Source organism: Pseudomonas sp. D3-27, assembly GCF_051132165.1.
Taxonomy (GTDB): Bacteria; Pseudomonadota; Gammaproteobacteria; order Pseudomonadales; family Pseudomonadaceae; genus Aquipseudomonas.
This window is the reverse complement of sequence record NZ_CP071667.1, coordinates 2,290,527-2,316,881: the sequence shown is the minus strand read 5'-3', so window position 1 is coordinate 2,316,881 and position 26,355 is coordinate 2,290,527. Positions and strand designations below refer to the sequence as shown.

The 26,355-nt window shown below is 62.0% G+C and carries 25 protein-coding genes; 17 read left to right on the top strand and 8 right to left on the bottom strand.

The annotated features are described in order from the left end of the window. Nucleotides 1–126 precede the first annotated feature (126 nt). Nucleotides 127–1,269 carry an HlyD family secretion protein gene (locus J3P92_RS10740; RefSeq protein WP_434563557.1) on the bottom strand — a complete coding sequence of 381 codons (1,143 nt, stop codon included), beginning with the start codon at nucleotides 1,267–1,269 and terminating at the stop codon, nucleotides 127–129. Beyond that, the gene (locus J3P92_RS10735) at nucleotides 1,266–2,927 is read right to left on the bottom strand and encodes an MFS transporter (protein ID WP_434650723.1); all 1,662 of its coding nucleotides are present in this window, start codon (nucleotides 2,925–2,927) and stop codon (nucleotides 1,266–1,268) included. Before J3P92_RS10735 ends, J3P92_RS10740 begins: the two co-directional genes overlap by 4 nt. A 496-nt stretch (nucleotides 2,928–3,423) precedes the next feature. On the opposite strand from J3P92_RS10735, the gene J3P92_RS10730 reads away from it, so the two are divergent. The 7 genes from J3P92_RS10730 (at nucleotide 3,424) to J3P92_RS10700 (ending at nucleotide 10,652) form a co-directional block, all read left to right on the top strand. Continuing rightward, nucleotides 3,424–4,725 (top strand): OprD family porin, encoded by a 1,302-nt coding sequence (locus J3P92_RS10730; protein WP_434650721.1) that lies wholly within the window; start codon nucleotides 3,424–3,426, stop codon nucleotides 4,723–4,725. A 181-nt stretch (nucleotides 4,726–4,906) separates the two neighbouring features. Further along, nucleotides 4,907–5,725, top strand: coding sequence for an NAD-dependent epimerase/dehydratase family protein (locus J3P92_RS10725; protein ID WP_420764460.1), 819 nt, complete (start codon nucleotides 4,907–4,909; stop codon nucleotides 5,723–5,725). Between the two features lie 43 nt (nucleotides 5,726–5,768). After that, a complete protein-coding gene (locus J3P92_RS10720; protein WP_420764461.1) occupies nucleotides 5,769–6,674 on the top strand; it encodes an SMP-30/gluconolactonase/LRE family protein in 906 nt (301 codons plus the stop codon). Nucleotides 6,675–6,730: 56 nt separating this feature from the next. Then, complete coding sequence (locus J3P92_RS10715) at nucleotides 6,731–7,699, top strand: TRAP transporter substrate-binding protein (RefSeq protein WP_420764462.1); 969 nt, start codon at nucleotides 6,731–6,733, stop codon at nucleotides 7,697–7,699. 76 nt (nucleotides 7,700–7,775) lie between these two features. Beyond that, nucleotides 7,776–8,303, top strand: a complete 528-nt coding sequence (locus tag J3P92_RS10710; RefSeq protein WP_420764463.1) for a TRAP transporter small permease — start codon at nucleotides 7,776–7,778, stop codon at nucleotides 8,301–8,303. Further along, nucleotides 8,303–9,583 carry a TRAP transporter large permease gene (locus tag J3P92_RS10705; protein ID WP_420764464.1) on the top strand — a complete coding sequence of 427 codons (1,281 nt, stop codon included), beginning with the start codon at nucleotides 8,303–8,305 and terminating at the stop codon, nucleotides 9,581–9,583. Before J3P92_RS10710 ends, J3P92_RS10705 begins: the two co-directional genes overlap by 1 nt. 199 nt (nucleotides 9,584–9,782) lie before the next feature. Further along, nucleotides 9,783–10,652 carry an aldose 1-epimerase gene (locus tag J3P92_RS10700; protein WP_434650719.1) on the top strand — a complete coding sequence of 290 codons (870 nt, stop codon included), beginning with the start codon at nucleotides 9,783–9,785 and terminating at the stop codon, nucleotides 10,650–10,652. Nucleotides 10,653–10,805: 153 nt separating this feature from the next. On the opposite strand, the gene J3P92_RS10695 is transcribed toward J3P92_RS10700, so the two are convergent. Then, a complete protein-coding gene (locus tag J3P92_RS10695) occupies nucleotides 10,806–11,606 on the bottom strand; it encodes a sulfite exporter TauE/SafE family protein (protein WP_434650717.1) in 801 nt (266 codons plus the stop codon). Nucleotides 11,607–11,744: 138 nt separating this feature from the next. On the opposite strand from J3P92_RS10695, the gene J3P92_RS10690 reads away from it, so the two are divergent. Then, nucleotides 11,745–12,608: an MBL fold metallo-hydrolase gene (locus J3P92_RS10690; RefSeq protein WP_434650715.1), complete on the top strand. Its 864-nt coding sequence runs from the start codon at nucleotides 11,745–11,747 to the stop codon at nucleotides 12,606–12,608. 257 nt (nucleotides 12,609–12,865) lie between these two features. On the opposite strand, the gene bkdR is transcribed toward J3P92_RS10690, so the two are convergent. Then, nucleotides 12,866–13,354, bottom strand: coding sequence for a Bkd operon transcriptional regulator BkdR (gene bkdR / locus J3P92_RS10685; protein WP_420764468.1), 489 nt, complete (start codon nucleotides 13,352–13,354; stop codon nucleotides 12,866–12,868). Nucleotides 13,355–13,548: 194 nt separating this feature from the next. On the opposite strand from bkdR, the gene J3P92_RS10680 reads away from it, so the two are divergent. The 5 genes from J3P92_RS10680 to J3P92_RS10660 all read left to right on the top strand — a co-directional run bounded on the left by J3P92_RS10680 (nucleotide 13,549) and on the right by J3P92_RS10660 (nucleotide 19,808). Next, entirely contained in the window at nucleotides 13,549–14,784 is a 1,236-nt protein-coding gene (locus J3P92_RS10680; RefSeq protein ID WP_434610886.1) for a 3-methyl-2-oxobutanoate dehydrogenase (2-methylpropanoyl-transferring) subunit alpha, read from the top strand. 1 nt (nucleotide 14,785) lies between these two features. Continuing rightward, a complete protein-coding gene (locus tag J3P92_RS10675; RefSeq protein ID WP_434650713.1) occupies nucleotides 14,786–15,844 on the top strand; it encodes an alpha-ketoacid dehydrogenase subunit beta in 1,059 nt (352 codons plus the stop codon). Next, on the top strand, nucleotides 15,845–17,122 hold the full coding sequence (locus tag J3P92_RS10670) for a dihydrolipoamide acetyltransferase family protein (RefSeq protein WP_434650711.1): 1,278 nt from the start codon (nucleotides 15,845–15,847) through the stop codon (nucleotides 17,120–17,122). Between the two features lie 3 nt (nucleotides 17,123–17,125). Then, on the top strand, nucleotides 17,126–18,508 hold the full coding sequence (lpdA, locus tag J3P92_RS10665; RefSeq protein WP_434650709.1) for a dihydrolipoyl dehydrogenase: 1,383 nt from the start codon (nucleotides 17,126–17,128) through the stop codon (nucleotides 18,506–18,508). Between the two features lie 280 nt (nucleotides 18,509–18,788). Continuing rightward, nucleotides 18,789–19,808 (top strand): branched-chain amino acid aminotransferase, encoded by a 1,020-nt coding sequence (locus tag J3P92_RS10660; protein WP_420764472.1) that lies wholly within the window; start codon nucleotides 18,789–18,791, stop codon nucleotides 19,806–19,808. Between the two features lie 88 nt (nucleotides 19,809–19,896). Here J3P92_RS10660 and J3P92_RS10655 read toward each other — a convergent pair whose 3' ends face one another. Next, nucleotides 19,897–20,826 carry a DMT family transporter gene (locus J3P92_RS10655; RefSeq protein ID WP_434650707.1) on the bottom strand — a complete coding sequence of 310 codons (930 nt, stop codon included), beginning with the start codon at nucleotides 20,824–20,826 and terminating at the stop codon, nucleotides 19,897–19,899. Between the two features lie 109 nt (nucleotides 20,827–20,935). Between J3P92_RS10655 and J3P92_RS10650 the strand changes: the two genes are divergently transcribed. Continuing rightward, entirely contained in the window at nucleotides 20,936–21,730 is a 795-nt protein-coding gene (locus J3P92_RS10650; RefSeq protein WP_420764474.1) for an AraC family transcriptional regulator, read from the top strand. Nucleotides 21,731–22,067: 337 nt separating this feature from the next. On the opposite strand, the gene J3P92_RS10645 is transcribed toward J3P92_RS10650, so the two are convergent. Next, a complete protein-coding gene (locus J3P92_RS10645; protein WP_434650705.1) occupies nucleotides 22,068–22,823 on the bottom strand; it encodes an ArsR/SmtB family transcription factor in 756 nt (251 codons plus the stop codon). An 80-nt stretch (nucleotides 22,824–22,903) separates the two neighbouring features. Between J3P92_RS10645 and J3P92_RS10640 the strand changes: the two genes are divergently transcribed. Further along, complete coding sequence (locus tag J3P92_RS10640) at nucleotides 22,904–24,025, top strand: cytochrome P450 (protein ID WP_434650703.1); 1,122 nt, start codon at nucleotides 22,904–22,906, stop codon at nucleotides 24,023–24,025. Between the two features lie 11 nt (nucleotides 24,026–24,036). On the opposite strand, the gene J3P92_RS10635 is transcribed toward J3P92_RS10640, so the two are convergent. Next, nucleotides 24,037–24,378 (bottom strand): FKBP-type peptidyl-prolyl cis-trans isomerase, encoded by a 342-nt coding sequence (locus J3P92_RS10635; protein WP_434610870.1) that lies wholly within the window; start codon nucleotides 24,376–24,378, stop codon nucleotides 24,037–24,039. A gap of 140 nt (nucleotides 24,379–24,518) precedes the next feature. Between J3P92_RS10635 and J3P92_RS10630 the strand changes: the two genes are divergently transcribed. Both J3P92_RS10630 and J3P92_RS10625 read left to right on the top strand, forming a co-directional pair. Further along, nucleotides 24,519–25,583 (top strand): M4 family metallopeptidase, encoded by a 1,065-nt coding sequence (locus tag J3P92_RS10630; protein ID WP_434650701.1) that lies wholly within the window; start codon nucleotides 24,519–24,521, stop codon nucleotides 25,581–25,583. Further along, complete coding sequence (locus tag J3P92_RS10625) at nucleotides 25,580–25,903, top strand: protealysin inhibitor emfourin (protein WP_420764479.1); 324 nt, start codon at nucleotides 25,580–25,582, stop codon at nucleotides 25,901–25,903. The genes J3P92_RS10630 and J3P92_RS10625 overlap by 4 nt, the downstream gene beginning before the upstream one ends. On the opposite strand, the gene J3P92_RS10620 is transcribed toward J3P92_RS10625, so the two are convergent. Continuing rightward, entirely contained in the window at nucleotides 25,900–26,208 is a 309-nt protein-coding gene (locus J3P92_RS10620; RefSeq protein ID WP_434563525.1) for an RcnB family protein, read from the bottom strand. The genes J3P92_RS10625 and J3P92_RS10620 overlap by 4 nt on opposite strands. Between the last annotated feature and the right edge of the window lie 147 nt (nucleotides 26,209–26,355).

The following is a 26,355-nucleotide window of genomic DNA, read 5'->3' as shown; positions in this document are numbered from 1 at the left end:
GTTAGCCACAGAACTCACATAATCCACATACCCTTGTGGGAGCGAGCCTGCTCGCGAAGGGGCCGGCACATCCAGTATCTTCATCGCCTGGGGTACCGCCATCGGCGAGCAGGCTCGCTCCCACAATTATTCTGTTTTTTCTGCATTACCCGCCGTATCGATACTCACCACCACCGACATTCCCGGCCGCAGGCGTTCGCTTTCCGGCTGGCCTGGATCGACTGTGATGCGAACCGGCACGCGCTGGGCGATCTTGACGAAGTTGCCCGTGGCGTTGTCGGCCTGCAACAGGCTGAACTCAGAACCGGTGGCCGGGGAGATCCGTTCGACATGCCCATGGAATCGGCGATGGCCGAGGGCATCCACGGTGAAACTTGCCGGCTGGCCAACACGCACCTTATCCATCTGGGTTTCCTTGAGGTTGGCGATCACCCATTTCTGGTTCGGGACCAGGGCCATCAGCTGTGCACCGGAGTTGACGTAGGCCCCGAGGCGTACGCCGATCTGCCCCAACTGACCGTCCCGGGGCGCCACGACTCGGGTGTTGGACAGATCGATGCGCGCCAGTTGCACCGTCGCCTCGGCACTGGCGACGGCGGCTTCGAGGGAGCCACGGTTGACGACCACCGTTTGCAAATCCTGGCGGGCGATTTCCAGGCTGGCCTGGGCTTGCGCCACGGCGGCTTGGGTTTGTGCGCTGGCCGCGCGGCTCAGGTCCAGCTCACGCTGGGACACCGAACCGTCTTTGATCAGTTCCTCGTTGCGGCGCAGGTCGGCGGCGTTTTTTCGTGCCTGGGCCTGGCTGTCCGCCAGCGCGGCCTGACGCAGCTTGATGGTGGCTTCGGCGCTGTTGCGTTGTTGCACGACGTTGGCGAGGGCCGCTTGCTGCACGGCCAGTTCCGCCAGTGCCTGGTCGAGACGTTGTCGATAGATGCGGTCGTCGAGCCGCACCAACAAATCGCCAGCCTTCACGAACTGAAAATCCTGCACCGGCACTTCATGCACGTAGCCGCTCAACTGCGGCCCGATGATCGTCACTTGCCCGCGCACCAAGGCATTTTCTGTGGTTTCCACCGCGCTACCGAACGGCGGCAATTGCCAGGCATAAAGCACCACCAGCACACCGACGATCGCCACTGCCGCGAACCCCAGGGATGAAAGAACTCTTATCCGCAGGGAACGCGGTTTTGTCGCTGGAACGGCGGGTGGCGCCTGGTCCTCAGGCGTATCGGCGATGGCGTTGGTGGTCGTGGAGGTCGGCTCGGTCATGAAGAAGTGGCACCGCTTGGTTGTGTCGAGGGGGCAGGCGCTGTGGCGACGTGCTGGGTGGTAGTCATCAGCCACAGGGCGCGGAGGGAGATCCAGATCATGGTCAGCACGGCGATCACCGTGATCAGCATGAACACATCGTTGTAGGCCAGCACGTTGGCTTCGCGGGTGGCGGCCGCGGCAAGGCTGCGAATGCCTTGCAGGTGCCGCAGGCCCGGATCGGCGATCAGCGAACCCACCGCCGAGCCACCGCTGTCCACCCGCGCGGCCACGCGAGGGTCGAACAGGTTGATGTTTTCCACGAGGTGGCTGGAATGAAATTTCTCGCGCACCACTTGGAAGGTACCGAGCACCGCGGCCCCCACCAGGCCACCGAGGTTCTGGCAAATCCCGAACAACACGGAAAAACTCACCAGATTGCGCGGGTTGGTCAGTACATTGCGCACGCCGAGAATCATCGTCGGCCCCAGGAAAAACGTACTGCCAAACGCCAGCAGAAACTGACTGAAATACATGTTTTGCGGGCGGCTCAGGTTGTTCGAGTAGCTGTCCATGACCGAGCCTGTCGCCATCAACGCGAGGGAAATGATCAGGGGCATGAACAGGTGCGCCGGGTTGATCGTCAAGGCACTGGTCACCAGCCCGGCGATGCTGCCGACCAGCATCACCACATAAAGGCTGTGCATCTGTTGGCTGCTCATGTTCAGCGCTTGCAGAAACCCCACCGCTCCAGTGGATTGTTCCGAAGTCACCATGCGAATCAGGATCACCGCCAGGGCCAGGCGGATCATCACCCCACTGCCCAGCCAGCGCGTCATCAGCATCGGGTTGCTGCGGTTATGCTCGATCGCCAGGCCCGCCAGGATCAACACGATGGACAGCGCCGAGGCCACGCCGATCCATGGCGCCTCCAGCCACCAATCGATGCGCCCCAACGACAGCACCGCGCACAACAAGGCGACGCCGCTGGCAAGCACCGTGAAGGTCAGGAAATCGAGTTTTTCAAACGTCTTGAAGCGGTCGCCCGGTGGCAACTTGAGCAGCAGCACGCAACCCAACGAGAGCAGTGCCATCCCCAGTTCGAACAGGTAGAGGCCCCGCCACTCGGCAATTTGCAACAGGTCTTCGGAGAACAACCGGGCCATCGGCAAGGCCAGCTGCGAAGTCCCCAGGCCCAGCACTAGCGCCTTGAGCCGCCACTTCGCCGGGAAAGCCTGGACCATGTAATACAGGCCCAAGGAGCTGAGGGCAGCGCCGACCATGCCATGGGCCGCCCGCACGGCAATCGCCGAGTTCAGGTCGTTGACGAACAGATGACCGAACGTCACTAGGGCGTACAGCGCCAGGAACACCTCGGTGAACGCGCGCAAGCCGAACTGCTGGCGAAACTTCACCAGCAGCAGGTTCATGGAGACGTTGGTCATGACGTAGGCGGCGGGCAACCAGGCCATCTCGGCGGTGGTGGCGCCGAGGGCCCCTTGCAAGTAAGGCAAGTTGGCGATCACCAGCGAATTGCCCAACCCCCCGGTCAACGCCACCAGCACGCCCACCAGCGCAAAGGCGAGCCGTTTGGGCGTGGGATGCAGTGGCGTCGACGGGGAGCCTGGCAGCGTCGGCCTTTCGTGGGGCTCCCAGGCGCGTGGGGTGTATTGATCCATTCAGAGACCTTGCAGGGACATGTCGGCTCGTTTGCCACGGGTCAATTCCCGTTCGACGATGGGAAGGTGCAAGAAGTGCCCGGGGCTTTTGCGTGGCGAGGGAGCTTGCTCCCGCTGGCTGCGCAGCAGCCTCCCCTGTAAACGGAATACGCCGTAGAGAGTCGCCTGGGATGGGGCTGCTGTGCAGCCCGGCGGGAGCAATCTCCCTCGCCACCCACTGCTTTTTTCGAGGCCATTCGACTAATGTCTTACGCCGGTCATCGCATGACCTGCGCCGCTCGTCGCTATCCTGGGGGCACCGTTTTTCCTTGCCGCAACGGCCCGCTTGCCTGCGTTTTGTTAGGCGAAAGCGTTGAAATAGCCCATGGCCGGATCATTCTCGATGAAAATTTGCGGTAATGGCCAGTTGACAACGAGGAACGCTCCACAAATAATCCGCTCCATGTTGTACGACGACGTATGACAAATAAAAACAACAAAAAGTAGGAGCGTCAGAGTGAGCACTCGTGCCCGTTTTTCGTCCAGTAACCGCCCCAGCCGCCGTACCCTTCTCAAATCCACGCCCGCGCTGTCACTGCTCGGCTGCACCGGTCTGGCGCTGTTCATGCCCATGACCGCTGGTGCCGAAGGCTTTGTCGATGATGCCAAAGCCACGCTGAACCTGCGTAACGCCTTTTTCAACCGCAACTTCGTCAACGACAACGCCACCCAGGGCAAAGCCGAGGAATGGACCCAGAGCTTCATCCTCGACGCCAAGTCCGGCTTCACCCAGGGCACCGTCGGTTTCGGCGTAGACGTGCTGGGCCTGTACTCGGTCAAGCTCGACGGCGGTCGTGGCACGGCCGGCACCCAGCTGCTGCCGGTGCACGACGACGGCCGCCCGGCCGATGACTTCGGTCGCCTGGGCGTGGCCCTGAAGGCCAAGGTCTCGAAGACCGAATTGAAAGTCGGCGAGTGGATGCCAGTGTTGCCGATCCTGCGTTCCGACGATGGCCGTTCCCTGCCGCAAACCTTCCGTGGCGGCCAGGTGACCTCCACCGAGATCAACGGCCTGAGCCTCTACGGCGGCCAGTTCCGCGCCAACAGCCCGCGTAACGACGCGAGCATGGAAGACATGTCGATGAACGGCCGCGGTGCATTCACCTCCGACCGTTTCAACTTCGGTGGCGGCGAATACGCCTTCAACGAAAAACGCACCCAGGTCGGCGTCTGGTACGCGGAACTGTCCGACATCTACCAACAGCAATATTTCAACCTGACCCACAGCCAGCCGATCGGCGACTGGACCCTGGGCGCCAACCTCGGTTACTTCACCGGCAAGGAAGACGGCAGCGCACTGGCCGGCGACCTCGACAACAAAACCGCCTTCGCCATGCTTTCCGCCAAATACGGCGGCAACACCTTCTACGTCGGCCTGCAGAAAGTCGGCGGCGACGATGCCTGGATGCGCGTCAACGGCACCAGCGGCGGCACCCTGGCGAACGACAGCTACAACTCCAGCTACGACAACGCCAAGGAAAAATCCTGGCAACTGCGCCACGACTTCAACTTCGCCGCCGTCGGCGTGCCGGGCCTGACCCTGATGAACCGCTACATCAGCGGTGACAACGTTCACACCGCCACGGTCGACGACGGCAAGGAATGGGGCCGTGAAACCGAACTGGCCTACACCGTGCAGAGCGGCGCACTCAAGAGTCTCAACGTGAAATGGCGTAACGCATCGATTCGTCGCGACTTCAGCACCAACGAATTCGACGAGAACCGTATCTTCATCAGCTATCCGATTTCGCTCCTGTAAGACCCATGGAACACTTGCCATGAACGCCTGCCAGCGCCATGGCGAGCCCCGGCAAGGATGCCGACCCAGAGCGGTTCGTCGATCAAACGTTGACAAGGTAGCGGAAGGATAAGGATATTCCCTCTCGGTCGTACGACAACTTATAACAACTGTACCTCTCACTGTTTGCTCAGGTAATGCCATGACCACCACACAGATTCGCCATCCCTTCAATCGCCTGCTGTTGACCGGCGCCGCCGGCGGCCTTGGTAAAGTCTTGCGCGAACGCCTTAAGCCTTATGCCCGCCACATTCGCCTGTCTGACATTGCCAACATGGCCCCGGCCATCGATGAAAGCGAGGAAGTGGTGCCGTGCGACCTGTCGGATAAGCAGGCCGTGCATCAACTGGTTGAAGGTGTCGATGCCATCCTGCATTTCGGTGGTGTATCGGTTGAGCGTCCATTCGAGGAGATCCTCGGCGCCAACATCAGCGGCGTGTTCCACATCTACGAAGCCGCGCGTAAGCACGGTGTCAAACGCGTGATTTTCGCCAGTTCCAACCACGTCATCGGTTTCTACAAACAAGACGAAACCCTCGACGCCCACTGCGCTCGCCGTCCGGATGGCTACTACGGCCTGTCCAAGTCCTACGGCGAAGACGTCGCCAATTTCTACTTCGATCGCTACGGCATCGAAACCGTCAGCATCCGCATCGGCTCGTCGTTCCCGGAACCGCAGAACCGCCGGATGATGAGCACCTGGCTGAGCTTCGACGACCTCACCCAACTGATCGAATGCTCGCTCTACACACCCAAAGTCGACCACACCATCGTCTATGGCGTCTCCGCCAACCGTGACGTCTGGTGGGACAACAGCCACGCCGCGCACCTGGGCTACAAGCCCAAGGACACCTCGGAAATCTTCCGCGCCAAGGTCGAAGCGCAACCGATGCCGGCCGCCGATGATCCGGCCATGGTCTACCAAGGTGGCGCCTTTGTGGCCGCCGGCCCGTTCGACTGATCCGCCTGTTGTCCGTGGGATACAAACGAACCAAGGAATCACCATGCAAGCCGAATTGATTGTCGACGCACGCAACGCCGTCGGGGAAAGCCCTGTGTGGGTGCCCGAGGAAAACGCCTTGTATTGGGTGAACATCCCCAGCGGCGGCCTGCAGCGCTGGAGCGCCAGCAGCGCAAAGATCCAAAGCTGGGAAGCCCCCGAAATGCTCGCCTGCATTGCCCGTCACCAGGACGGTGGCTGGATCGCGGGGATGGAAAGCGGTTTCTTCCGCCTGCATCCACATGACGACGGCAGCCTGGACAGCGAGCTCTGTGCAAACGTCGAGCACAGCCGCACCGACATGCGCCTCAACGATGGCCGTTGCGACCGCCAGGGCCGTTTCTGGGCCGGCAGCATGGTGCTGAACATGGGCGCCAATGCGGATGAAGGCAAGATGTACCGTTATGAAGCCGGACAACGCAGCCCGGTCGAGGCGCAACTGAGTGGTTTCATCGTGCCCAATGGTCTGGGCTTCAGCCCCGACGGCCGGACGATGTACCTGTCCGATTCACACCCGCTGATCCAGCAGATCTGGGCCTTCGACTACGACATCGACAGCGGCACCCCATCCAACCGCCGCCTGTTCGTCGACATGATGCCCCTGGCCGGTCGCCCGGACGGCGCGGCAGTCGACGCCGATGGTTGCTATTGGATCTGCGCCAACGACGCCGGCTTGATCCATCGCTTTACGCCGGATGGACGTCTCGACCGCTCCCTGGAAGTGCCGGTGAAAAAACCGACCATGTGCGCCTTTGGCGGCAGCCAGCTGGACACCCTTTTCGTGACCTCGATCCGTCCTGGAGACGACAACGATCCGCAATCCCTGGCCGGTGGCGTGTTCGCGCTGAACCCCGGCGTCAAGGGTCTCGCTGAACCTGCTTTCGGAGGATGGAAACACTCCGCGAACTGATCTGCTTTGCCGCTTCACATCGATAGACATAAAAACAACAACACTGGAGATTGACCATGAATTTCAAACGTACACTTCTGATCGCGGCCTTGCCCCTGGCCTTCCTGGCACAGGCGGCGCAGGCTCTGGACATCAAGATCGCCGACATCCACCCCAAGGGCTACCCAACCGTGGTCGCCGAGGAATCCATGGGTAAAACCCTGGAAAAGGAGAGCAAAGGCGAACTGAAGTTCAAGTACTTCCCGGGGGGCGTACTGGGCTCTGAAAAAGAAGTGATCGAGCAGATGCAAGCCGGCGCAATCCAGATGTCCCGCGTCAGCCTGGGCATCGTCGGCCCCGTGGTGCCGGACGTGAACGTCTTCAACATGCCATTCATCTTCCGCGACCAGGCGCACATGCGCGCCGTGATCGACGGTGAGGTCGGCGATGCGATCCTAGACCGGATCACCAACTCCGAATTCGGCCTGGTGGCCCTGGCCTGGATGGACGGCGGCACGCGCAACCTCTACACCAAGAAGCCCGTGCGCACGCCGGAAGACCTCAAGGGCATGAAAATCCGCGTCCAAGGCAACCCTATGTTCATTGAAATGATGAACGCCATGGGCGGCAACGGTATCGCGATGGACACTGGCGAGATCTTCAGCGCGTTGCAGACTGGCGTGATCGACGGCGCGGAAAACAACCCGCCGACCATGCTCGAGCACAACCACTACCAGAACGCCAAGTTCTACAGCTTGACCGGGCACCTGATCCTGCCTGAGCCGATCGTGATGTCGAAAATCACCTGGAACAAGCTCACCCCAGAGCAGCAGGACATGGTGAAAAAAGCGGCCAAGGCTGCCCAGGCTGAAGAGCGCAAGTTGTGGGACGAGAAATCGGCCGCCAGTGAAGAAAAACTCAAGAAAGCCGGCGTCGAGTTCATCACCGTCGACAAGAAACCCTTCTACGACGCCACCGCGCCGGTCCGAGCCAAATACGGTGCACCGTACGCCGACCTGATCAAGCGCATCGAAGCTGTCCAGTAAGACCTCTTAATCTGTACTCATGAAACGGCTGGGCGCGCCTGCGGTTAGAAGGCGCGCCCGGTAACGGTGGAACCCGATGAAGAATTTGCTGCTGCGTATCAACGACAAGATTTACATGACTTGCATCTGGGTGGCCGGCCTCTCTGTCCTTGCCGTTGCGCTGATGATCCCTTGGGGCGTGTTCGCCCGCTACGTCCTTGGCACCGGCTCAAGCTGGCCGGAGCCCACCGCGATCTTGCTGATGATCGTCTTCACCTTCATCGGCGCCGCCGCCAGCTACCGCTCCGGGTCGCACATGGCTGTGGACATGGTCACCAGCCGCCTGCCCCAGCACTGGCAAAACGTGGCTTCGGTGTTCACCCAGTTGATGATGGCAGCGGTGTGCATTTTCATGACCATCTGGGGTGCCAAGCTGTGCATGACCACTTGGAACCAGTTCATGAGCGCCATCCCTACCCTGCGAGTCGGCATCACTTACATGCCGATCCCGATCGGTGGGTTCCTGACCCTGATTTTTGTCTTGGAAAAACTCTTGCTGGGTGATCAAAGCCAGCGTCGGGTCGTGCAGTTCGACCTGGTAGAAGAAAACGAAGGTGCCGCTTAATGGACGCTCTGATTCTGCTGGGCAGTTTTTTGGTATTGATCCTGATCGGCATGCCGGTCGCCTACGCGCTGGGCGCCGCCGCCCTGATCGGGGCATGGTGGATCGACATTCCGTTCCAGGCCATGATGATTCAGATCACGGGCGGCGTGAACAAATTCTCGCTGCTGGCCATTCCGTTCTTCGTCCTGGCCGGCGCGATCATGGCCGAGGGCGGCATGTCTCGCCGGCTGGTGGCCTTCGCCAGCGTGCTCGTAGGTTTCGTCCGTGGTGGCCTGTCCCTGGTCAACCTCGTGGCCTCGAGTTTCTTTGGCGCGATCTCCGGTTCCTCGGTGGCTGACACCGCCTCGGTCGGTTCGGTACTGATCCCGGAAATGACACGCAGGGGCTATCCGCGTGATTACGCCACCGCCGTCACCGTCAGTGGTTCGGTACAAGCGCTGCTGACACCGCCAAGCCACAACGCAGTGCTGTACTCTCTCGCCGCTGGCGGCACCGTCTCCATTGGTTCGCTGTTCATGGCCGGCATCGTCCCCGGCATCATGATGAACCTCTGCCTGATGGCGCTGTGCCTGGTCTTCGCGAAAAAGCGCAATTACCCCAAGGGCGAGGTTATTCCGCTCAAAGAAGCGCTGAAGATTTGCAAGGAAGCCATGTGGGGCATGATGACGTTGTTCATCATCCTGGGCGGCATTCTCTCGGGTGTGTTCACTGCCACTGAATCGGCCGCCATCGCCGTGGTGTGGGCGTTCTTCGTGACCATGTGCATCTATCGCGACTACAAGTGGAGCGAGTTGCCGAAACTGATGCACCGTACGGTGCGCACCATTTCCATTGTGATGATCCTGATCGGCTTCGCCGCCAGCTTCGGCTACATCATGACGCTGATGGAAATCCCGGCGAAGATCACCACCGCGTTCCTGACGCTGTCGGATAACCGCTACGTGATCCTGATGTGCATCAACGTGATGTTGCTGCTGTTGGGCACCGTGATGGACATGGCACCGCTGATCCTGATCCTCACGCCAATCCTGATGCCAGTCATCGTCGGCATCGGCGTGGACCCGGTGCAGTTCGGCATGATCATGCTGGTGAACCTGGGTATCGGCCTGATCACGCCGCCGGTGGGCGCGGTGCTGTTCGTCGGCTCCGCCATCGGCAAGGTCAGCATCGAAAGCACCGTCAAGGCCCTGCTGCCGTTCTACGGCATGCTGTTCCTGGTTCTGCTGCTGGTGACGTACGTGCCCGCCATTTCGCTGTGGTTGCCACATTTGGTGTTGTAACAGAAAACAATAGGTCCCCTTGTGGCGAGGGGATTTATCCCCGCTGGGCTGCGCAGCGGCCCCAAAACCAGCCATCTCGATTTGTCTGATACACCGAGATTGAAGCCTTTAGGGCTGCTTCGCAGCCCAGCGGGGATAAATCCCCTCGCCACACTTGGGCGTATTCCCCTCCAGCTTTGCCAACCCATCAGACGCCGCCATGACACCACCACTCCTCCACCTCGAAGACGAACTGACCCGCCTCACCCTGGCCCCACACCTGGGCGCCAGCCTCGTTGAATGGACCTTGCGCAGCACCGGCGCTCCCCTCCTACGCCCACCCGCGCCACAAGCGCTGGAAAATGGCCTGCCAGGCAAGCTCGGCTGCTTCCCGTTGATCCCGTGGTCGAACCGAATCGCCCATGGCGGTTTCGATTGCCCCGGCGGCTGGCTCGCCCTGGAAGCCAACAGCCCCAACGATCCATTTCCGATCCATGGCAGTGCCTGGCAGCAACCTTGGCAAGTCGCCGAACAGAGTGCCGGGGAAGTTTTGTTGCAACTCGACTGCCAAACCCCGTTTGCCTATTGCGCCAGCTTGCGGATCCGCCTCAGTGGCGGCCAATTGCAGATGGCGCTGCACGTCACACACATGGCCGAACAGGCCGCCTGGCACGGGTTGGGTTTGCATCCGTATTTCCCGCGCACAGCCGATACCCGCCTGCAAACCCGCGCCAGCGAAGTCTGGATGTGCGACACCACGAAACTGCCAACGGAACTGAAGGATGTTCCCTCGGAGTGGGATTTCCAACACGCACGGTTACTGCCGGATACCCTCGTCGACAACGGCTTCGGTGGTTGGGATGGCCAGTGCCTGATCCAGCAACCAGACCTGGGTTATGAACTGGAATGCCGCGCCAGCGGCAGCGATTACTTCCTGCTGTACTGCCCCGTGGGGCTGGATTTTTTCTGCATCGAACCGGTAAGTCACCCGGTCAATGCCCATCACCTGCCAGGACGGCCGGGGCTGCGTTTGCTGGAGCAAGGGCAATCGGTGGCGTTGGGGTTTTCGATGCAGTGCCGAGAGTTGTAAGGCGCGCCGATCCCCGTGGCGAGGGAGCTTGCTCCCGCTCGGCTGCGAAGCAGACGCCCTGGCTCAAGACCGTATGGGCCTGCTGCGCCCGAGACGTCGGACCGGTCCAGCGGGAGCAAGCTCCCTCGCCACAAAAGCCCCCTGACCAGATCGCTACGCCCGCACCAGCATGAACACCGCCACCCCCAGGCAAACCCCGGCAAACCCCACCTGCAACGCCCGCGCCGGCACCTTCGCGCAGAACCGTCGCCCCAGGATCATCCCGACGATACTCGCCCCAATGAACGCCGCCCCAACCCGGTCGATGCTCACACCGGCATGAAACGCGCCGACCACGCCAATCAACGAAACCAGGCTGATGACCATCAAGGATGTGGCGACGATACCGCGCATCTGCACGTCGGTAAGTTGCTTGAATGCCGGCACGATCAAGAAACCGCCGCCCACGCCCAGCAAACCTGAGACCATTCCCGTGACCGCGCCCAATGCCGACAGCGTGGCGGTGCAGCGCGGTGTCCAGGCCAGCCGCCCGGTCTGGCGATCGAGCATGCAATTCTTTTGGCCCCAGCTGGCCGCGCCGTGATCGCTGGGGCCCGGCTGCGAGGTTTCCCGGCGCAGCATGCGCGCCGCCACCAGCACCATCAGTAGGCTGAACAGGACCATCAGGATTTTTTCCGAAAGCTGGTGGGCGAAGTAAATGCCCACTGGCGAGAACACAGCGCCCAGCAAGGCGATTAACAGCGCCGCGCGGTAACGCACCAGGCCATGGCGCAAGCCATCGATGGCGCCCACCGCCGCCGCGCTGCCCACCGCGAACAGTGCCACCGGCGCGGCCTGGGTCATGCTCCAGCCAAGGCCCAACACCAGGGCCGGGACGGCCAGGATACCTCCGCCCGCCCCCGTCAGGCCAAGAACCAGGCCCATCACCACACCGAAAAAACTTGCCAGTAACATAGGGGTCTCTCAAGCCGCGCACGTCTGTTGTCAGGCGTGATCGCATTTGCAGGACGCGGTGGCCCTCACTTAAGCTGCGGACCATATGTCGTAAATCTTGCGCATTGCAACCGCTTCTTCTTGCACAGGTCCGCTGCCATGCCCGCGCAGATCCAAAGCTTCCTCGATCCCGCTTCAAAGACCTACACCTACGTGGTTTACGAACACGACGGCGGGCAATGCGCGGTGGTCGACCCGGTGCTCGACTACGATCCGGCATCGGGCCGCAGCGGTACCGCACAGGCTGATCGAGTGATCGCTTATGTGCGCGAACATCAATTGACGGTGCAATGGCTGTTGGAAACCCATGCCCATGCTGATCACCTGTCCGCCGCGCCTTATCTGCGCCGGGAACTGGGCGGCAAGATTGCCATCGGCGAATCCATCGGCCAGGTGCAGGACGTGTTCAAGGCCCTGTTCAACTTGGAACCACACTTCGCCGTCGACGGTTCGCAGTTCGACCACCTGTTCGCGGCCGACGAGTCCTTCCTGATCGGCAATCTCAAGGCCACCGCCCTGCACGTGCCTGGCCACACCCCGGCGGACATGGCCTACCTGATCGATGGCGACGTGATCCTGGTGGGCGACACGCTGTTCATGCCCGACGTGGGCACCGCCCGTTGCGACTTCCCGGGCGGCAATGCCCGTCAGCTTTACGCCTCGATCCGCAAGCTGTTGGCCTTCCCGGCGGGCGTGCGGCTGTATGTGTGTCATGACTATCCACCGGAGGAACGCGAGCCCCAGTGCGTAAGTACCGTGGGTGAACAACGCCAGCACAATATTCATGTCCGCGATGGGATTGATGAAGCCGCGTTCGTGGCCATGCGTACCCAGCGCGACAAGACATTAGGCATGCCGACGTTGCTGTTGCCGGCGATCCAGGTGAATGTGCGAGCCGGCCACCTGCCGCCGGCCGAGGGCAATGGCGTGACCTACCTGAAGATTCCGATCAACCAGCTCTAAGGTCGCCACCTATCCAATGTGGGAGCGAGCCTGCTCGCGATAGCGGTGGGTCTGCTTACATCAGAGCTGAATATGCCGACGCCATCGCGAGCAGGCTCGCTCCCACAGGGTTCAGCGGTGATCGCAGAACTCGACCAACAGTACAATCCGATGTGGGAGCGAGCTTGCTCGCGATGGCGGTGGGTCAGGCAACAATGAGCCGTCAGAAACCCACAACTCCCCTGTAGGAGCTGCCGAAGACTGCGATCCTTTGATTTTCAGGTACCCAAGGTCAACCCATTGGCCGGCAACGGCAACGCAGTCTTGTAGCGCACCTGCTTGAGCGCAAAGCTCGAGCGGATGTTCGCCACGCCCGGGACCTTGGTCAAAAAGTCCATCATGAACCGCTCCAGCGACTGAATGGTCGGCACCAACACACGGATCAGGTAATCAGGATCGCCGGCCATCAGGTAGCACTCCATGACCTCCGGCCGGTCGGAGATCGCTTCCTCGAAGTGCTGCAACGCCTCTTCCACCTGCTTCTCCAGGCTGACATGGATAAACACGTTGACGTGCAACCCCAGCAAGTCGGCGTCCAGCAGCGTGACCTGCTCGCGGATCACCCCCAGCTCTTCCATGGCCCGGACGCGGTTGAAGCATGGCGTCGGTGACAGATTGACCGAGCGAGCGAGATCGGCGTTGGTGATCCGGGCGTTGTCCTGAAGGCTGTTCAGAATGCCGATATCGGTGCGATCCAATTTGCGCATGAGGCAAAATTTCCTGTTTTTTATCGTTGTGCAGATTTTTTATCTGCAAATGATCTGAACAGCAAGGCAACAGAGAAAAATATTCTTCTTCGTCGAGCCTATGATTGTTGTAGGACAATTTCCCACCTACCCAGGGAAATTCGTCAGCTAGCGCGCCCACTACAAGAAATTCACAAGATCGAGCGTAGAAAGCCATGAACCCAGCGTACGAACCGCTACGCCTGCACGTCCCAGAACCCTCGGGCCGTCCCGGCTGCAAGACCGACTTTTCCTATCTGCATCTGTCCGATGCCGGCACGGTGCGCAAACCTCCCATCGACGTCGAACCCGCCGACACCGCTGACCTGGCCCGCAGCCTGATCCGCGTGCTCGATGACCAGGGCAATGCCTTGGGCGAGTGGGCCGCGGACATCCCCGTCGAGATCCTGCGCAAGGGCATGCGGGCCATGCTCAAGACGCGCATCTACGACAACCGCATGGTCGTCGCCCAGCGCCAGAAAAAAATGTCGTTCTACATGCAAAGCCTTGGCGAAGAAGCCATCGGCAGCGCCCAGGCCCTGGCGTTGAACATCGACGATATGTGCTTCCCCACCTACCGCCAGCAAAGCATCCTGATGGCCCGGGAAGTGCCACTGGTGGACCTGATCTGCCAACTGCTGTCCAACGAGCGCGACCCGCTCAAAGGCCGGCAATTGCCGATCATGTATTCGGTCAAGGACGCCGGCTTCTTCACCATTTCCGGTAACCTCGCCACGCAATTCATCCAGGGCGTGGGCTGGGGCATGGCTTCGGCGATCAAGGGCGATACCAAGATCGCCTCGGCCTGGATCGGTGACGGCGCCACCGCCGAATCGGACTTCCACACCGCCCTGACCTTCGCCCACGTCTACCGCGCCCCAGTGATTCTCAACGTGGTCAACAACCAGTGGGCGATTTCCACCTTCCAGGCCATTGCCGGCGGTGAAGCCACCACCTTCGCCGGGCGCGGCGTCGGCTGCGGCATCGCCTCCCTTCGCGTCGATGGCAACGATTTCATGGCGGTCTACGCCGCTTCGCGCTGGGCCGCCGAACGCGCCCGCCGCAACCTCGGCCCGGCGCTGATCGAATGGGTCACCTACCGCGCCGGCCCGCACTCCACTTCCGACGATCCTTCCAAATACCGCCCCGCCGATGACTGGAGCCATTTCCCGCTGGGCGATCCAATCGCCCGCCTCAAGCAGCACATGGTGAAGATCGGCCAGTGGTCCGAAGAAGAGCACGCGGCGGTCACCGCCGAACTCGAAGCCGAGGTGATCGCCGCGCAGAAAGAAGCCGAGCAGTACGGCACCCTCGCCGGCGGGCAGATTCCAAGCGCCGCGACCATGTTCGAAGACGTCTACAAAGAGATGCCGGAGCACTTGAAGCGCCAGCGTCAGCAGTTGGGGATCTGACATGAACGATCACAACAACAATATTGCGTTGGACACCGCCATGACCACTACCACCATGACCATGATCCAGGCCCTGCGCTCGGCCATGGACGTGATGCTCGAACGCGACGACAACGTCGTGGTGTTCGGCCAGGACGTGGGCTACTTCGGCGGCGTGTTCCGCTGCACCGAAGGCCTGCAGAACAAGTACGGCACTTCACGGGTGTTCGACGCACCGATTTCCGAAAGCGGCATCGTCGGCGTGGCGGTGGGCATGGGCGCCTACGGGCTGCGGCCGGTGGCCGAGATCCAGTTCGCCGACTACGTCTACCCGGCGTCGGACCAGATCATTTCCGAAGCGGCGCGCCTGCGCTATCGCTCGGCCGGCGAGTTCACCGCGCCGATGACCCTGCGCATGCCCTGCGGCGGCGGGATCTATGGCGGCCAGACCCACAGCCAGAGCATCGAGGCGATGTTCACCCAGGTCTGTGGCCTGCGCACCGTCATGCCGTCCAACCCCTACGACGCCAAGGGTCTGCTGATCGCCTCCATCGAGAACGATGACCCGGTGATCTTCCTCGAACCCAAGCGCCTGTATAACGGCCCGTTCGACGGCCACCATGACCGCCCTGTAACGCCATGGTCCAAGCATCCGCAGGCGCAAGTGCCGGACGGTTACTACACCGTGCCACTGGACGTCGCCGCCATCACCCGTCCGGGCAAGGAGGTGACGGTGCTCACCTACGGCACCACGGTCTATGTCTCCCAAGTGGCGGCCGAAGAGACCGGCATCGACGCGGAAGTCATCGACCTGCGCAGCCTCTGGCCGCTGGACCTGGACACCATTGTCAAATCGGTGAAGAAAACCGGCCGTTGCGTGGTTGTCCACGAAGCCACCCGCACCTGCGGTTTCGGCGCCGAGCTGGTCTCGCTGGTGCAGGAACACTGCTTCCACCACCTGGAAGCGCCCATCGAGCGTGTCACCGGTTGGGACACCCCCTACCCGCATGCGCAGGAGTGGGCGTATTTCCCTGGGCCGTCCCGTGTGGGCGCGGCGTTGAAACGGGTCATGGAGGTCTGAATGGGCACGCACGTTATCAAGATGCCGGACATCGGCGAAGGCATCGCGGAAGTTGAGTTGTCGGTGTGGCACGTCAAGGTGGGCGACATGGTCGTCGAGGACCAGGTACTGGCCGACGTCATGACCGACAAAGCGATGGTGGATATCCCCTCGCCAGTGCATGGCCGGGTCATCGCCCTGGGTGGCGAGCCGGGTGAAGTCATGGCGGTGGGCAGCGAGCTGATCCGCATTGAAGTGGAAGGTGCGGGCAACCTGAAGGAGTCCTCGCAACCGGCTCCGGCTCCGGTTGCGGCTGCTGCTGCGCAAGCACCGAAGCCAGCGCCAGTGGCAACGCCTGAACCGGTGATGGCAAAAACCGCCGCACCCCGCTGCATCCCGCAAGCCCCCGTGGCACGTGACCCCGACGAGCGTCCACTGGCCTCGCCGGCCGTGCGCAAGCACGCATTGGACCTCGGTATCCAGCTGCGCCTGGTCCAGGGCAGCGGCCCTGCCGGGCGTATTTTGCATGAAGACCTGGAAGCCTATCTGGCCCAGGGGCCGTCGACCCAGGCCAAGGGCGGTTCGGGTTACGCCGAACGCCATGACGAGCAGCAGATCCCGGTGATCGGCATGCGCCGCAAGATTGCCCAGCGCATGCAGGAAGCAACTCAACGCGCCGCCCATTTCAGCTACGTCGAGGAAATCGACGTCACCGCGCTGGAAGAGCTGCGGGTTCACCTGAACGAAAAACACGGCGCCAGTCGCGGCAAGCTGACCTTGCTCCCCTTCCTCGTTCGCGCGTTGGTCGTGGCCCTGCGCGACTTCCCGCAGATGAACGCCCGTTATGACGACGAAGCCCAGGTCATCCATCGCTGCGGCGCAGTGCATGTCGGCGTTGCGACCCAGAGCGATGTCGGCCTGATGGTGCCCGTGGTGCGTCACGCCGAAGCCCGCAGCCTGTGGGACAGCGCGGCGGAGATCTCGCGCCTGGCCACGGCCGCCCGCAATGGCAAGGCCGGTCGCGATGAGCTGTCCGGCTCGACCATCACCCTGACCAGCCTCGGCGCGCTCGGCGGCATCGTCAGCACACCGGTGCTGAACCTGCCGGAAGTGGCGATCGTCGGCGTGAACAAGATCGTCGAGCGGCCTGTGGTGATCAAGGGGCAGATCGTGGTCCGCAAGATGATGAACCTCTCCAGTTCCTTCGATCACCGGGTGGTCGACGGCATGGACGCGGCGCAATTCATCCAGGCCCTGCGCGGCTTGCTCGAACAACCTGCCACCCTGTTTGTGGAGTAGGCGATGCAGACTTTGAACACCAAGCTATTGATCATCGGCGGCGGTCCCGGCGGCTACGTGGCGGCGATTCGCGCCGGCCAGCTGGGCATTGAAACGATCCTGGTGGAAGGCCAGGCGTTGGGCGGTACCTGCCTGAACATCGGCTGTATCCCGTCCAAGGCATTGATCCATGTGGCCGAGCAGTTTCACCAGACTCACCACCACAGCCTGGGCTCGGCCTTGGGTATCACCGTGTCGGCGCCAACCCTTGACATCGGCAAGAGCGTGGAATGGAAGGACGGCATTGTCGACCGCCTGACCACTGGTGTCGCCGCGTTGCTGAAGAAGAACAAGGTCCAGGTCATCCACGGCTGGGCCAGGGTCATCGACGGCAAGACCGTTGAGGTCGGCGACACGCGCATCCAGTGCGAGCACCTGCTGCTGGCTACCGGCTCGAAAAGCGTAGAACTGCCCATGCTGCCGATTGGAGGGCCGATCATCTCGTCCACTGAAGCCCTCGCCCCCACCTCGGTGCCCAAGCACCTGGTAGTGGTCGGCGGTGGTTATATCGGCCTGGAGCTGGGCATCGCCTATCGCAAGCTCGGCGCGCAAGTCAGCGTGGTCGAGGCCCAGGAGCGGATCCTGCCGGCCTACGACGGCGAACTGACCCAACCGGTACACGAGGCGCTCAAGCAGTTGGGCGTGAAGCTGTACCTCAAGCACAGCGTCGAAGGTTTCGATGCCCAGGGCAGCACTTTGCAGGTGCGTGATCCCAACGGCGACACGTTAAACCTGGACACTGACCGGGTGCTGGTGGCGGTTGGACGCAAACCCAACACCCAAGGCTGGAACCTTGAAGCCCTGGACCTGGCGATGAACGGCTCGGCGGTGAAGATCGACAACCATTGCCAGACCAGCATGCGCAACGTCTGGGCCATCGGCGACCTGAGCGGCGAACCGATGCTCGCCCACCGGGCCATGGCTCAGGGCGAGATGGTCGCCGAGCTGATCGCCGGTGAGCATCGCGAGTTCAACCCGACCGCCATCGCGGCGGTGTGCTTCACCGATCCGGAAGTGGTCGTAGTAGGCAAGACGCCGGACGAGGCCAAGGCTGCCGGGCTCGATTGCATCGTGTCGAGCTTCCCCTTTGCCGCCAACGGCCGGGCGATGACCTTGGAATCGAAAAGCGGTTTCGTGCGCGTCGTGGCGCGCCGGGACAATCACTTGATCGTCGGCTGGCAAGCGGTTGGCGTGGGGGTGTCGGAGCTGTCCACCGCGTTCGGCCAGTCCCTGGAAATGGGCGCGCGCCTGGAAGATATCGCCGGCACTATCCACGCCCATCCGACGCTGGGCGAAGCGGTGCAGGAAGCGGCGTTGCGGGCGTTGGGGCATGCGTTGCATTGTTAACGGCAGTTATCCCGTGGCGAGGGAGCTTGCTCCCGCTGGGCCGCGAAGCGGCCCTGAATCTGGCGACGGGTTTATTCAGTCACACCGCGTCTAACGGGTTACGACTGCTTCGCAGCCGAGCGGGAGCAAGCTCCCTCGCCACGGGGGAGTCGGCTGGAAATATCTCCTGCTCCTCATCGAGCAAGCTGCGAAACACCCCCGGAATGAAGTATTGTTGTCCCCATTCAAAACGTCAGAAGCCTTGAACCGTTTCGACGGTTGTCAGGAAATAGAGGGTGTCATGGGTAACGAGAGCATCAATTGGGACAAACTGGGCTTTGACTACATCAAGACCGACAAGCGCTACCTGTCGCATTGGCGCGATGGCGCCTGGGACGCGGGCACCCTGACCGACGACAACGTGCTGCACATCAGCGAGGGCTCCACCGCCCTGCACTACGGTCAGCAATGCTTCGAAGGCTTGAAGGCCTATCGCTGCAAGGACGGTTCGATCAACCTGTTCCGTCCGGACCAGAACGCCGCCCGCATGCAGCGCAGCTGCGCCCGCCTGCTGATGCCGCATGTCGACACCGAGCAGTTCGTAGAAGCCTGCAAGCAAGTGGTCCGCGCCAACGAGCGCTTCATCCCGCCGTACGGCACTGGCGGCGCGCTGTACCTGCGCCCGTTCGTGATCGGCGTGGGTGACAACATCGGCGTGCGCACCGCGCCCGAGTTCATCTTCTCGATCTTCTGCATCCCGGTCGGCGCCTACTTCAAGGGCGGCCTGACCCCGCACAACTTCCTGATCTCCAGCTTCGACCGCGCTGCCCCACAGGGCACCGGCGCGGCCAAGGTCGGTGGCAACTACGCCGCGAGCCTGATGCCCGGTTCCCAGGCCAAGAAGGCCAGCTTCGCCGACTGCATCTATCTGGATCCGCTGACCCATTCGAAAATCGAAGAAGTCGGCTCGGCCAACTTTTTTGGCATTACCCACGACAACAAATTCATCACCCCCAACTCCCCTTCGGTCCTGCCGGGCATCACCCGCCTGTCGCTGATCGAACTGGCGAAATCGCGCCTGGGCCTGGAAGTGATCGAAGGCGACGTGTTCATCGACAAGCTGTCGGATTTCAAGGAAGCCGGCGCCTGCGGTACCGCTGCGGTGATCACGCCGATTGGCGGCATCAGCTACAAGGACAAGCTGCACGTGTTCCACAGCGAAACCGAAGTCGGCCCGATCACTCAGAAGCTCTACAAAGAGCTGACCGGCGTGCAGACCGGCGACGTGGAAGCGCCCGCGGGTTGGATCGTCAAGGTTTGATCCAAGCCCCTCTGGGCAGCTGAATTTTTTCAGTAAAAAAGCCCACCTCTGTCATAGCAAGGGTGGGCTTTTATGCATCTGCGTTCAGTTACTCTTGCCGCAATACCGGCGATCGCCCCCAACGCTGGCGAAACCAACCGTAACCGCTTACCAGCAAGATCCCACTCAAAACCAGCGCAGCGCCAACGATAAAATTCGGCTCCAGCGGCTCATCCAGCAACCAGACGCCAAACCCGATGCCGAACAGAGGCGTCATGAACGACAGCACCCCCAATTGCGACGCCAGATACCGGCGTAGCAGGGAAAACCAGATCAGGAAGCTGGCGAAGGACACCAGCAACACCTGGAACGCCATGCTCGCAATAAGAGATGGCGTGGGGTTGATTGTCGTTTGCCCCAGCGCTGCCGACATGCCGATCAGCAGCACCCCGGCGCCCACCAACTGGTACAGCAGCGTCTGGCTGGCCGGCAGGTCCGTCAGCCGCGAACAGCGTACCGTCACGGTGGTCGCGCCCCACAGCGCGCCGGCCAGCAAGCCCATGCCATCGCCGAGCAACGAACTGCCGTTCGCCGCGCCCGAACCGCCGCTGAAGGCGACCACAATGCCGCCGAAGGCAACGGTGATGCCTAGCCATTGCGCCGGTTTGAGACGCTCGCTTGGCAACTTCCAGTGCAAACCGAGGGCGGCGAACATCGGTGCGGTGTAGAGGAAAATCACCATGTGCGAAGCCGTCGTGTGGCGCAGGCCCTCACCCACCATCACGAACTCCAGGGCGAACAACAACCCCACCAACAGGCCCGGGCGCCAACTGCCGTCGGTCAGGGACAGGCGTTTACCGCGCGCCAGCACCAACAGCCAGACCAGTACCGCGGCGATGGCCGAGCGCACCCCCAGTTGCAACATCGGCGCCATATCGGCGGCGCCGGCCTTGATCGCGACTTGCTGGAAACCCCAGATGGCACAGAGGCCGGTCATCAGGGCGATGACCTGACCATCCAGGGCACGGCGGGTGGTCATGGAAAGGTCCTCGGGCAAAAAAGAGATGAAAGGATTGTCGGCCTGACAGCTTTGCTGGATATAGTGATTACCCGACAAGCCATCCCGGTAATCCGCCATTGCGGTCGATATGCAGCCTCCAGCCCAACACTTGAAGATTCCTCCGTTCGACGCGGCGCTACCCTCGGCGATTTTCTTCCGCAGCGCCTGCATGCCGGCCCACGCCACGTATCCCCGGCACCGGCATGCCTGGGGAGAGTTCGTCTATTCCTACAGCGGTGTGATGGAAATCGAGATCGCCCAGCACCATTACCTGGCGCCCCCGCAATACGGCATCTGGCTGCCGCCGGACATGGAACACGTGGGCTTCAATCGGCATGAAGCCTGCCATTGCTCGTTGTACCTGGCGGCCGAGCTGTGCGGTGCGCTGCCAGCCGTCCCCTGCGCGCTGACCCTGAGCCCGCTGATCCGCGCGTTGCTGGAAGAACTGCGCAGCGACCCGCCGAGCCAGCCACAGACGCCCGAACAGCAGCGCTTGTTGCAAGTGCTGGTGGACAAGCTGACGCAGGCGCCCCACGTCGGCAGTTACCTGCCCTCTTCGGATGATCCGCTGCTGGGTCCGGTGTTGCGGGCCTTGGAGGCCAATCCCAGCGACCCGCGCTCCTTGCCGCAACTGGCTCGCGCCGCCAACACCACCGAGCGCACACTGATGCGCCGGGCCCAGCGGGACCTGGGCATGTCCTTGGTGGAATGGCGCCAGCGCCTGAAAGTCATCGAGGCCCTGGCCCTGCTCGAACGTGGTCAGAGCGTGGAAACCATTGGCCTGGACCTGGGCTACAGCAGCGCCTCGGCGTTCATCAGCATGTTCCGCAAAATGATGGGCACCACGCCGGATGAATATCGGCGCCGCCATATGACTGCATGAATGAGCGGCCGCCTTCGCGAGCAGGCTCGCTCCCACAGGAAATCTCGGATGGTCTTGAGTGTTGTGTTCAACGCAAGTCCATCGTGGGAGCGAGCCTGCTCGCGATGGCGGTGGGTCAGCTTGCACAAGGATTGAATGTGACGCCGTCATCGCGGGCGAGCCCGCTCCCACAGTTGATCTCGGGTGGTCTTGAGTGTTGTGTTCAGCGCAAATCCACTGTGGGAGCGAGCTTGCTCGCGATGGCGGTGGGTCAGCTTGCACAAGGATTGAATGTGACGCCGTCATCGCGGGCGAGCCCGCTCCCACAGTTGATCTCGGGTGGTCTTGAGTGTTGTGCTCAGCGCAAATCCATTGTGGGAGCGAGCCTGCTCGCGATGGCGCCAGTCGATATGGCATCGAATTCCGCATCGATCCCAAACCGCCCTGCCATTTCCTTGCGACCGCTGGCCGTCAACCCCAGCGCCCGGCTGTCCAGGTCCTGGACCAGCCATTTGCGCTTGATCGCCAGTTGCAGCAACGCCGCCCCCAAGGCACCGCCCAGGTGCGGCCGGCGCATGCTCCAGTCCAGGCATGGGCAGGCGAAACGGCGTCGTTGGGCCGTCAATGCCTGCACATCGATACCCAAGCCTTCGAACAGCGCCTCACCCGTTTCACTCAGCCGATACCCTTGGCCGTCCACCTCGACCAGCCATCCGGCTTCGAGCAAGCGGTCGTGCAGCCGCACCGCTAGGGTGCCCGCCATATGGTCGTAACAGGTGCGAGCAAACTGCAGGCGATCCGGCGTACGTGGGGTGAAGGTCGGCGCGGCGTCCTGGCCGATCACCATCAACGCCTCGAGGGCAGCGGCCACGCGTTTGTCGGCGAGGCTGTAATAACGATGACGGCCCTGCACATGCAAGCGCACCAGCGCCGACTCCTTGAGCTTCGCCAGGTGGGCGCTGGCGGTGGAGGCACTGACATCGGCGATGCTTGCCAACTCCGTGCTGGTGCGGGCGTGGCCGTCCATCAGCGCGCAGAGCATTCGAGTGCGGGCCGGTTCGGCAATGGCCGCGGCCACCTGGGACACGCCCACATCGTGTTGCTCTGCGTTCATATTTCGCTCCCGGACGAATCAAGCCATGCGTCGACTGGAGATAGTAGCAGCACTCTCCCCGCACGAACGAGGCAACCATCATGGACCCGATCACCGCCGCGACACACGCCGATCCCTACCCATATTATTCGACCCTTCGCGCCAACGGCGGGCTGGACTTCGACCCACACTTGAATATCTGGGTCGCTAGCAGCGCCGAAGCGGTGTGCGCGGTCTTGCATCATCCCGACTGCCACGTGCGCCCCGCCCACGAGCCGGTGCCGAAGGCGATTGCCGAGGGGCCTGCCGGCCGAGTGTTCGGGCGCCTGATGCGGATGAACGAAGGTGAACGACAACGCTGCCCGAGGGCGGCCATCGCGCCGAGGTTGCAGGACATCGATCCCCGCCAGCTCGAGGCGCTGGTGAAGGCTCGCTTGCTCAGGCATGGCGCCGAAGGCGTGCGCCAGGCGCAGTTCAGCGGCCCGGTCAGCGTGGTGGCGCAATTGCTGGGTTTCAATCCGACGGACAGTCACCTGATCAGCGAGCTGACGGGTGATTTCGTCGCCTGCCTGTCGCCCCTGAGCCAAGCTCCACAACGGGAGGCCGCCCACCGGGCCAGCGAGCAACTGGCAAGGCTTTTCCAGGAGCGGATCGTCGCGCGAGACAGTCAGTTATTGAACGGCATCTGCCAGGGCTTCGAAGACGCCGACCCAGACAGCCGGACCGCCAACCTGATCGGCTTGCTTTCGCAAACCCATGAGGCCACCGCAGGCCTGATCGGTAACGCATTGTTGGCGTTGATCCGTGATCCCGCGCTACATCAAGTGCTCCGGGACGACTCTACGCTGATCAACTCATTGTTGGCCGAAGTCCAACGTTTCGACCCAGCCGTGCAGAACACTCGACGTTTCATCGCCGCGCCCTGCGAGATCCTTGGCGCTGCGCTGTCCCAGGGAGACGCAGTCCTGGTGCTGCTAGCCGCGGCCAACCGCGACCCGCAGCTCAACCCAGCGCCCGACACCCTGCTGTTGGATCGCCCGAATCGGCGCAGTTTCAGCTTCGGCAGCGGCCGCCACGAATGTCCAGGCCAGGCCCTGGCGATGGACATCGCCCGCGCATCCCTGGAGGCAATCCTGGAACGCACGCCGTGCCTGGATCAACTAGCCTGGCACTACCGCCCCTCGACCAACGGACGGATCCCGCTGTTCAGCGACCGGTCATGAACGAAGGCGTCTCAATCGTCCCGCGTCAGGACTTCCAGCAACTCGATTTCAAAGCTGAGATTGGCGTTGGGCTTGATGTGGGCGCCCACGGACCGTTCACCGTAGGCCAGGTGCGCCGGCACCCAGAGTTTGCGCTTGCCGCCGACCTTCATGCCCATCAATCCGATATCCCAGCCCTTGATGACCCGGCCAGTGCCGATCACGCATTGGAACGGTTTGCCGCGACTGTGGGATGAATCGAACTCTGTACCGTCTTCGAGGGTGCCGCGATATTGGGTGGTAATCAGCGCGCCTTTGACTACGCTTTTGCCGTCGCCCTCTTTTAAGTCGATGATTTGCAACTCGTCATTCATGGGCGTTATTCCCGTGTGATCCAGGCGCGGGGTTTTCGCAGATATCTGCGCGACAGGCAACCTTTTGCGGCAAAGGGAACCGCAACAACCACTGTGGTTCACATGGGTATCGACCCTGCATTTCAGATAAGGATTTTCTGATGATCGACTCACGCCCGCTCCACGGCTTCATTCCGCCTTACATCCTCAACCGCATTATCGCCCATGGCTCCGAGCAGCAGCGTTCCAGCGCCCTCGGCACCCTGACTCATGTCAAGAACCTTCGCCATAACCCAGGCCCACCCAGCAACCCACCCGCGTCCGCCAAGCTGCCCAAGCCCGGCAAGGCCGGCCAACCAACGCGCAGCATCCACGATGCCCAGAACGGTATGGAGCTGCCGGGCCAACCGATGCGCCTGGAGGGGCAATCGCCCAGTGGCGACCCTGCGGTTGACGAAGCGTACGACGCCCTCGGCGCGACCTATGACTTTTTCTGGAGGGTGCTGGAGCGTGACTCCATCGATAACAAGGGGTTTGCCCTGGTCGGCAGCGTGCATTACGGCCAGGACTACGAAAACGCCTTTTGGAACGGCGCGCAGATGGTGTTCGGCGACGGCGATGGCGAGATCTTCCAGCGCTTCACCCGCTCCCTCGACGTCGTGGCGCACGAGTTGGCCCACGGCGTCACCGAAAGCGAAGCGGGCTTGATCTATGCCAACCAGTCCGGCGCATTGAACGAATCGATTTCCGATGTGTTCGGGGTACTGGTCAAGCAATTCGTATTGGGCCAGACCGCCGAGCAGGCCGACTGGTTGATCGGCGCGGACCTGCTCACCGACAAGATCAACGGTGATGGTTTGCGCAGCATGTCCAACCCCGGCACCGCTTACGATGACCCGCTGCTGGGCAAGGATCCCCAGCCGGCGCACATGCGCGAGTTCGTCATCACCCGCGAGGACAACGGCGGCGTGCACATCAACTCCGGCATTCCCAACCGGGCCTTTTATCTGGTGGCGACCGCGCTGGGCGGATTCGCCTGGGAAAAGGCCGGGAAAATCTGGTATGACACCTTGTGCGACAGGCAACTGGCCAACGACGCGTCCTTCAGCGCGTTTGCTCGCCTGACCATTGAGCACGCCCGCCAGCGTTTCGGCGAACGGGAAGTCAAAGCCGTCCAGGACGGCTGGGCACAGGTGGGTGTCGACCTGAACGAGGAGAACGGATGAAAACCCTGCCAGACCTTGATGACAAAGCGGTCGTAAAGCTGTCGCGCCAGGGCGGCGTGGCAGCCATCCATGCCCTGACCCGGCCCCGGGAAATCGAGTTCGCCCAATGCGACATCGACCAACGCACGCGCATCTGCTCGGTGCTGGAGGGGTGCCTGCCGCTCACCTCTTCCACCCCTGGCCGCGGCGACCAGCGTTATTTCCAGATCGAGGTGCGTTACCGGGCCAACGACCAGGACGACGAAATGGTGCTGCAAGTGCCCGAGGACCGGGCACCTGGCGAGTTGGTTCATCTGTGGGATAAAGGCGAAGTGCTTTAGCGTGTCGCCGGGACGATCTTGACGATTGCGCCGGACACGGTTTCGATCAGCAGGTACTTGTCGTCGATATGCACCCATTGCTGCTCTTCTGTCGGCTGCTCGAGCTTTTTCTGCTTCCAGTCTTTCATGGCCCTGTCCGAGCGCTGGTAGTCCGCCGGGACCCGGTCGTTTTCCACCAGCCGGCGGCCATTGCTTGGCGAATGCTCCAGGGCGTCTCCGGTTTTCTCGACGGCTTGCGCGACAGGCCCAAAGGCTCCGAGGCCGGCGATCAAGACGAGGCTGGCGATGAGGGTGGGTTTGCGCATAGAAGAACTCCAATTAATTCAAGGTACTGAATCTGGGACTTCGGCGACGGCGAATCATTCCTTTTACTGTTGCTTCTGAAGGCCCCGTTCCCATGTGGCGGCTATGGCATAGTGGCGAGCCTTGGCCCAACACCCGCCGGACGGACC

Excerpts from the sequence above, each read along its gene's own strand:
- lpdA (WP_434650709.1), top strand. The coding sequence starts at position 17,126 with ATGCAGACTTTGAACACCAAGCTATTGATCATCGGCGGCGGTCCCGGC.
- J3P92_RS10655 (WP_434650707.1), bottom strand. The coding sequence starts at position 20,826 with ATGACCACCCGCCGTGCCCTGGATGGTCAGGTCATCGCCCTGATGACC.
- J3P92_RS10625 (WP_420764479.1), top strand. The coding sequence starts at position 25,580 with ATGAAAACCCTGCCAGACCTTGATGACAAAGCGGTCGTAAAGCTGTCG.
- J3P92_RS10710 (WP_420764463.1), top strand. The coding sequence starts at position 7,776 with ATGAAGAATTTGCTGCTGCGTATCAACGACAAGATTTACATGACTTGC.
- J3P92_RS10660 (WP_420764472.1), top strand. The coding sequence starts at position 18,789 with ATGGGTAACGAGAGCATCAATTGGGACAAACTGGGCTTTGACTACATC.
- J3P92_RS10725 (WP_420764460.1), top strand. The coding sequence starts at position 4,907 with ATGACCACCACACAGATTCGCCATCCCTTCAATCGCCTGCTGTTGACC.
- J3P92_RS10700 (WP_434650719.1), top strand. The coding sequence starts at position 9,783 with ATGACACCACCACTCCTCCACCTCGAAGACGAACTGACCCGCCTCACC.
- J3P92_RS10645 (WP_434650705.1), bottom strand. The coding sequence starts at position 22,823 with ATGAACGCAGAGCAACACGATGTGGGCGTGTCCCAGGTGGCCGCGGCC.
- J3P92_RS10695 (WP_434650717.1), bottom strand. The coding sequence starts at position 11,606 with ATGTTACTGGCAAGTTTTTTCGGTGTGGTGATGGGCCTGGTTCTTGGC.
- J3P92_RS10620 (WP_434563525.1), bottom strand. The coding sequence starts at position 26,208 with ATGCGCAAACCCACCCTCATCGCCAGCCTCGTCTTGATCGCCGGCCTC.
- J3P92_RS10690 (WP_434650715.1), top strand. The coding sequence starts at position 11,745 with ATGCCCGCGCAGATCCAAAGCTTCCTCGATCCCGCTTCAAAGACCTAC.
- bkdR (WP_420764468.1), bottom strand. The coding sequence starts at position 13,354 with ATGCGCAAATTGGATCGCACCGATATCGGCATTCTGAACAGCCTTCAG.
- J3P92_RS10670 (WP_434650711.1), top strand. The coding sequence starts at position 15,845 with ATGGGCACGCACGTTATCAAGATGCCGGACATCGGCGAAGGCATCGCG.
- J3P92_RS10640 (WP_434650703.1), top strand. The coding sequence starts at position 22,904 with ATGGACCCGATCACCGCCGCGACACACGCCGATCCCTACCCATATTAT.
- J3P92_RS10680 (WP_434610886.1), top strand. The coding sequence starts at position 13,549 with ATGAACCCAGCGTACGAACCGCTACGCCTGCACGTCCCAGAACCCTCG.
- J3P92_RS10635 (WP_434610870.1), bottom strand. The coding sequence starts at position 24,378 with ATGAATGACGAGTTGCAAATCATCGACTTAAAAGAGGGCGACGGCAAA.
- J3P92_RS10735 (WP_434650723.1), bottom strand. The coding sequence starts at position 2,927 with ATGGATCAATACACCCCACGCGCCTGGGAGCCCCACGAAAGGCCGACG.
- J3P92_RS10715 (WP_420764462.1), top strand. The coding sequence starts at position 6,731 with ATGAATTTCAAACGTACACTTCTGATCGCGGCCTTGCCCCTGGCCTTC.
- J3P92_RS10740 (WP_434563557.1), bottom strand. The coding sequence starts at position 1,269 with ATGACCGAGCCGACCTCCACGACCACCAACGCCATCGCCGATACGCCT.
- J3P92_RS10630 (WP_434650701.1), top strand. The coding sequence starts at position 24,519 with ATGATCGACTCACGCCCGCTCCACGGCTTCATTCCGCCTTACATCCTC.
- J3P92_RS10650 (WP_420764474.1), top strand. The coding sequence starts at position 20,936 with ATGCAGCCTCCAGCCCAACACTTGAAGATTCCTCCGTTCGACGCGGCG.
- J3P92_RS10720 (WP_420764461.1), top strand. The coding sequence starts at position 5,769 with ATGCAAGCCGAATTGATTGTCGACGCACGCAACGCCGTCGGGGAAAGC.
- J3P92_RS10675 (WP_434650713.1), top strand. The coding sequence starts at position 14,786 with ATGAACGATCACAACAACAATATTGCGTTGGACACCGCCATGACCACT.
- J3P92_RS10705 (WP_420764464.1), top strand. The coding sequence starts at position 8,303 with ATGGACGCTCTGATTCTGCTGGGCAGTTTTTTGGTATTGATCCTGATC.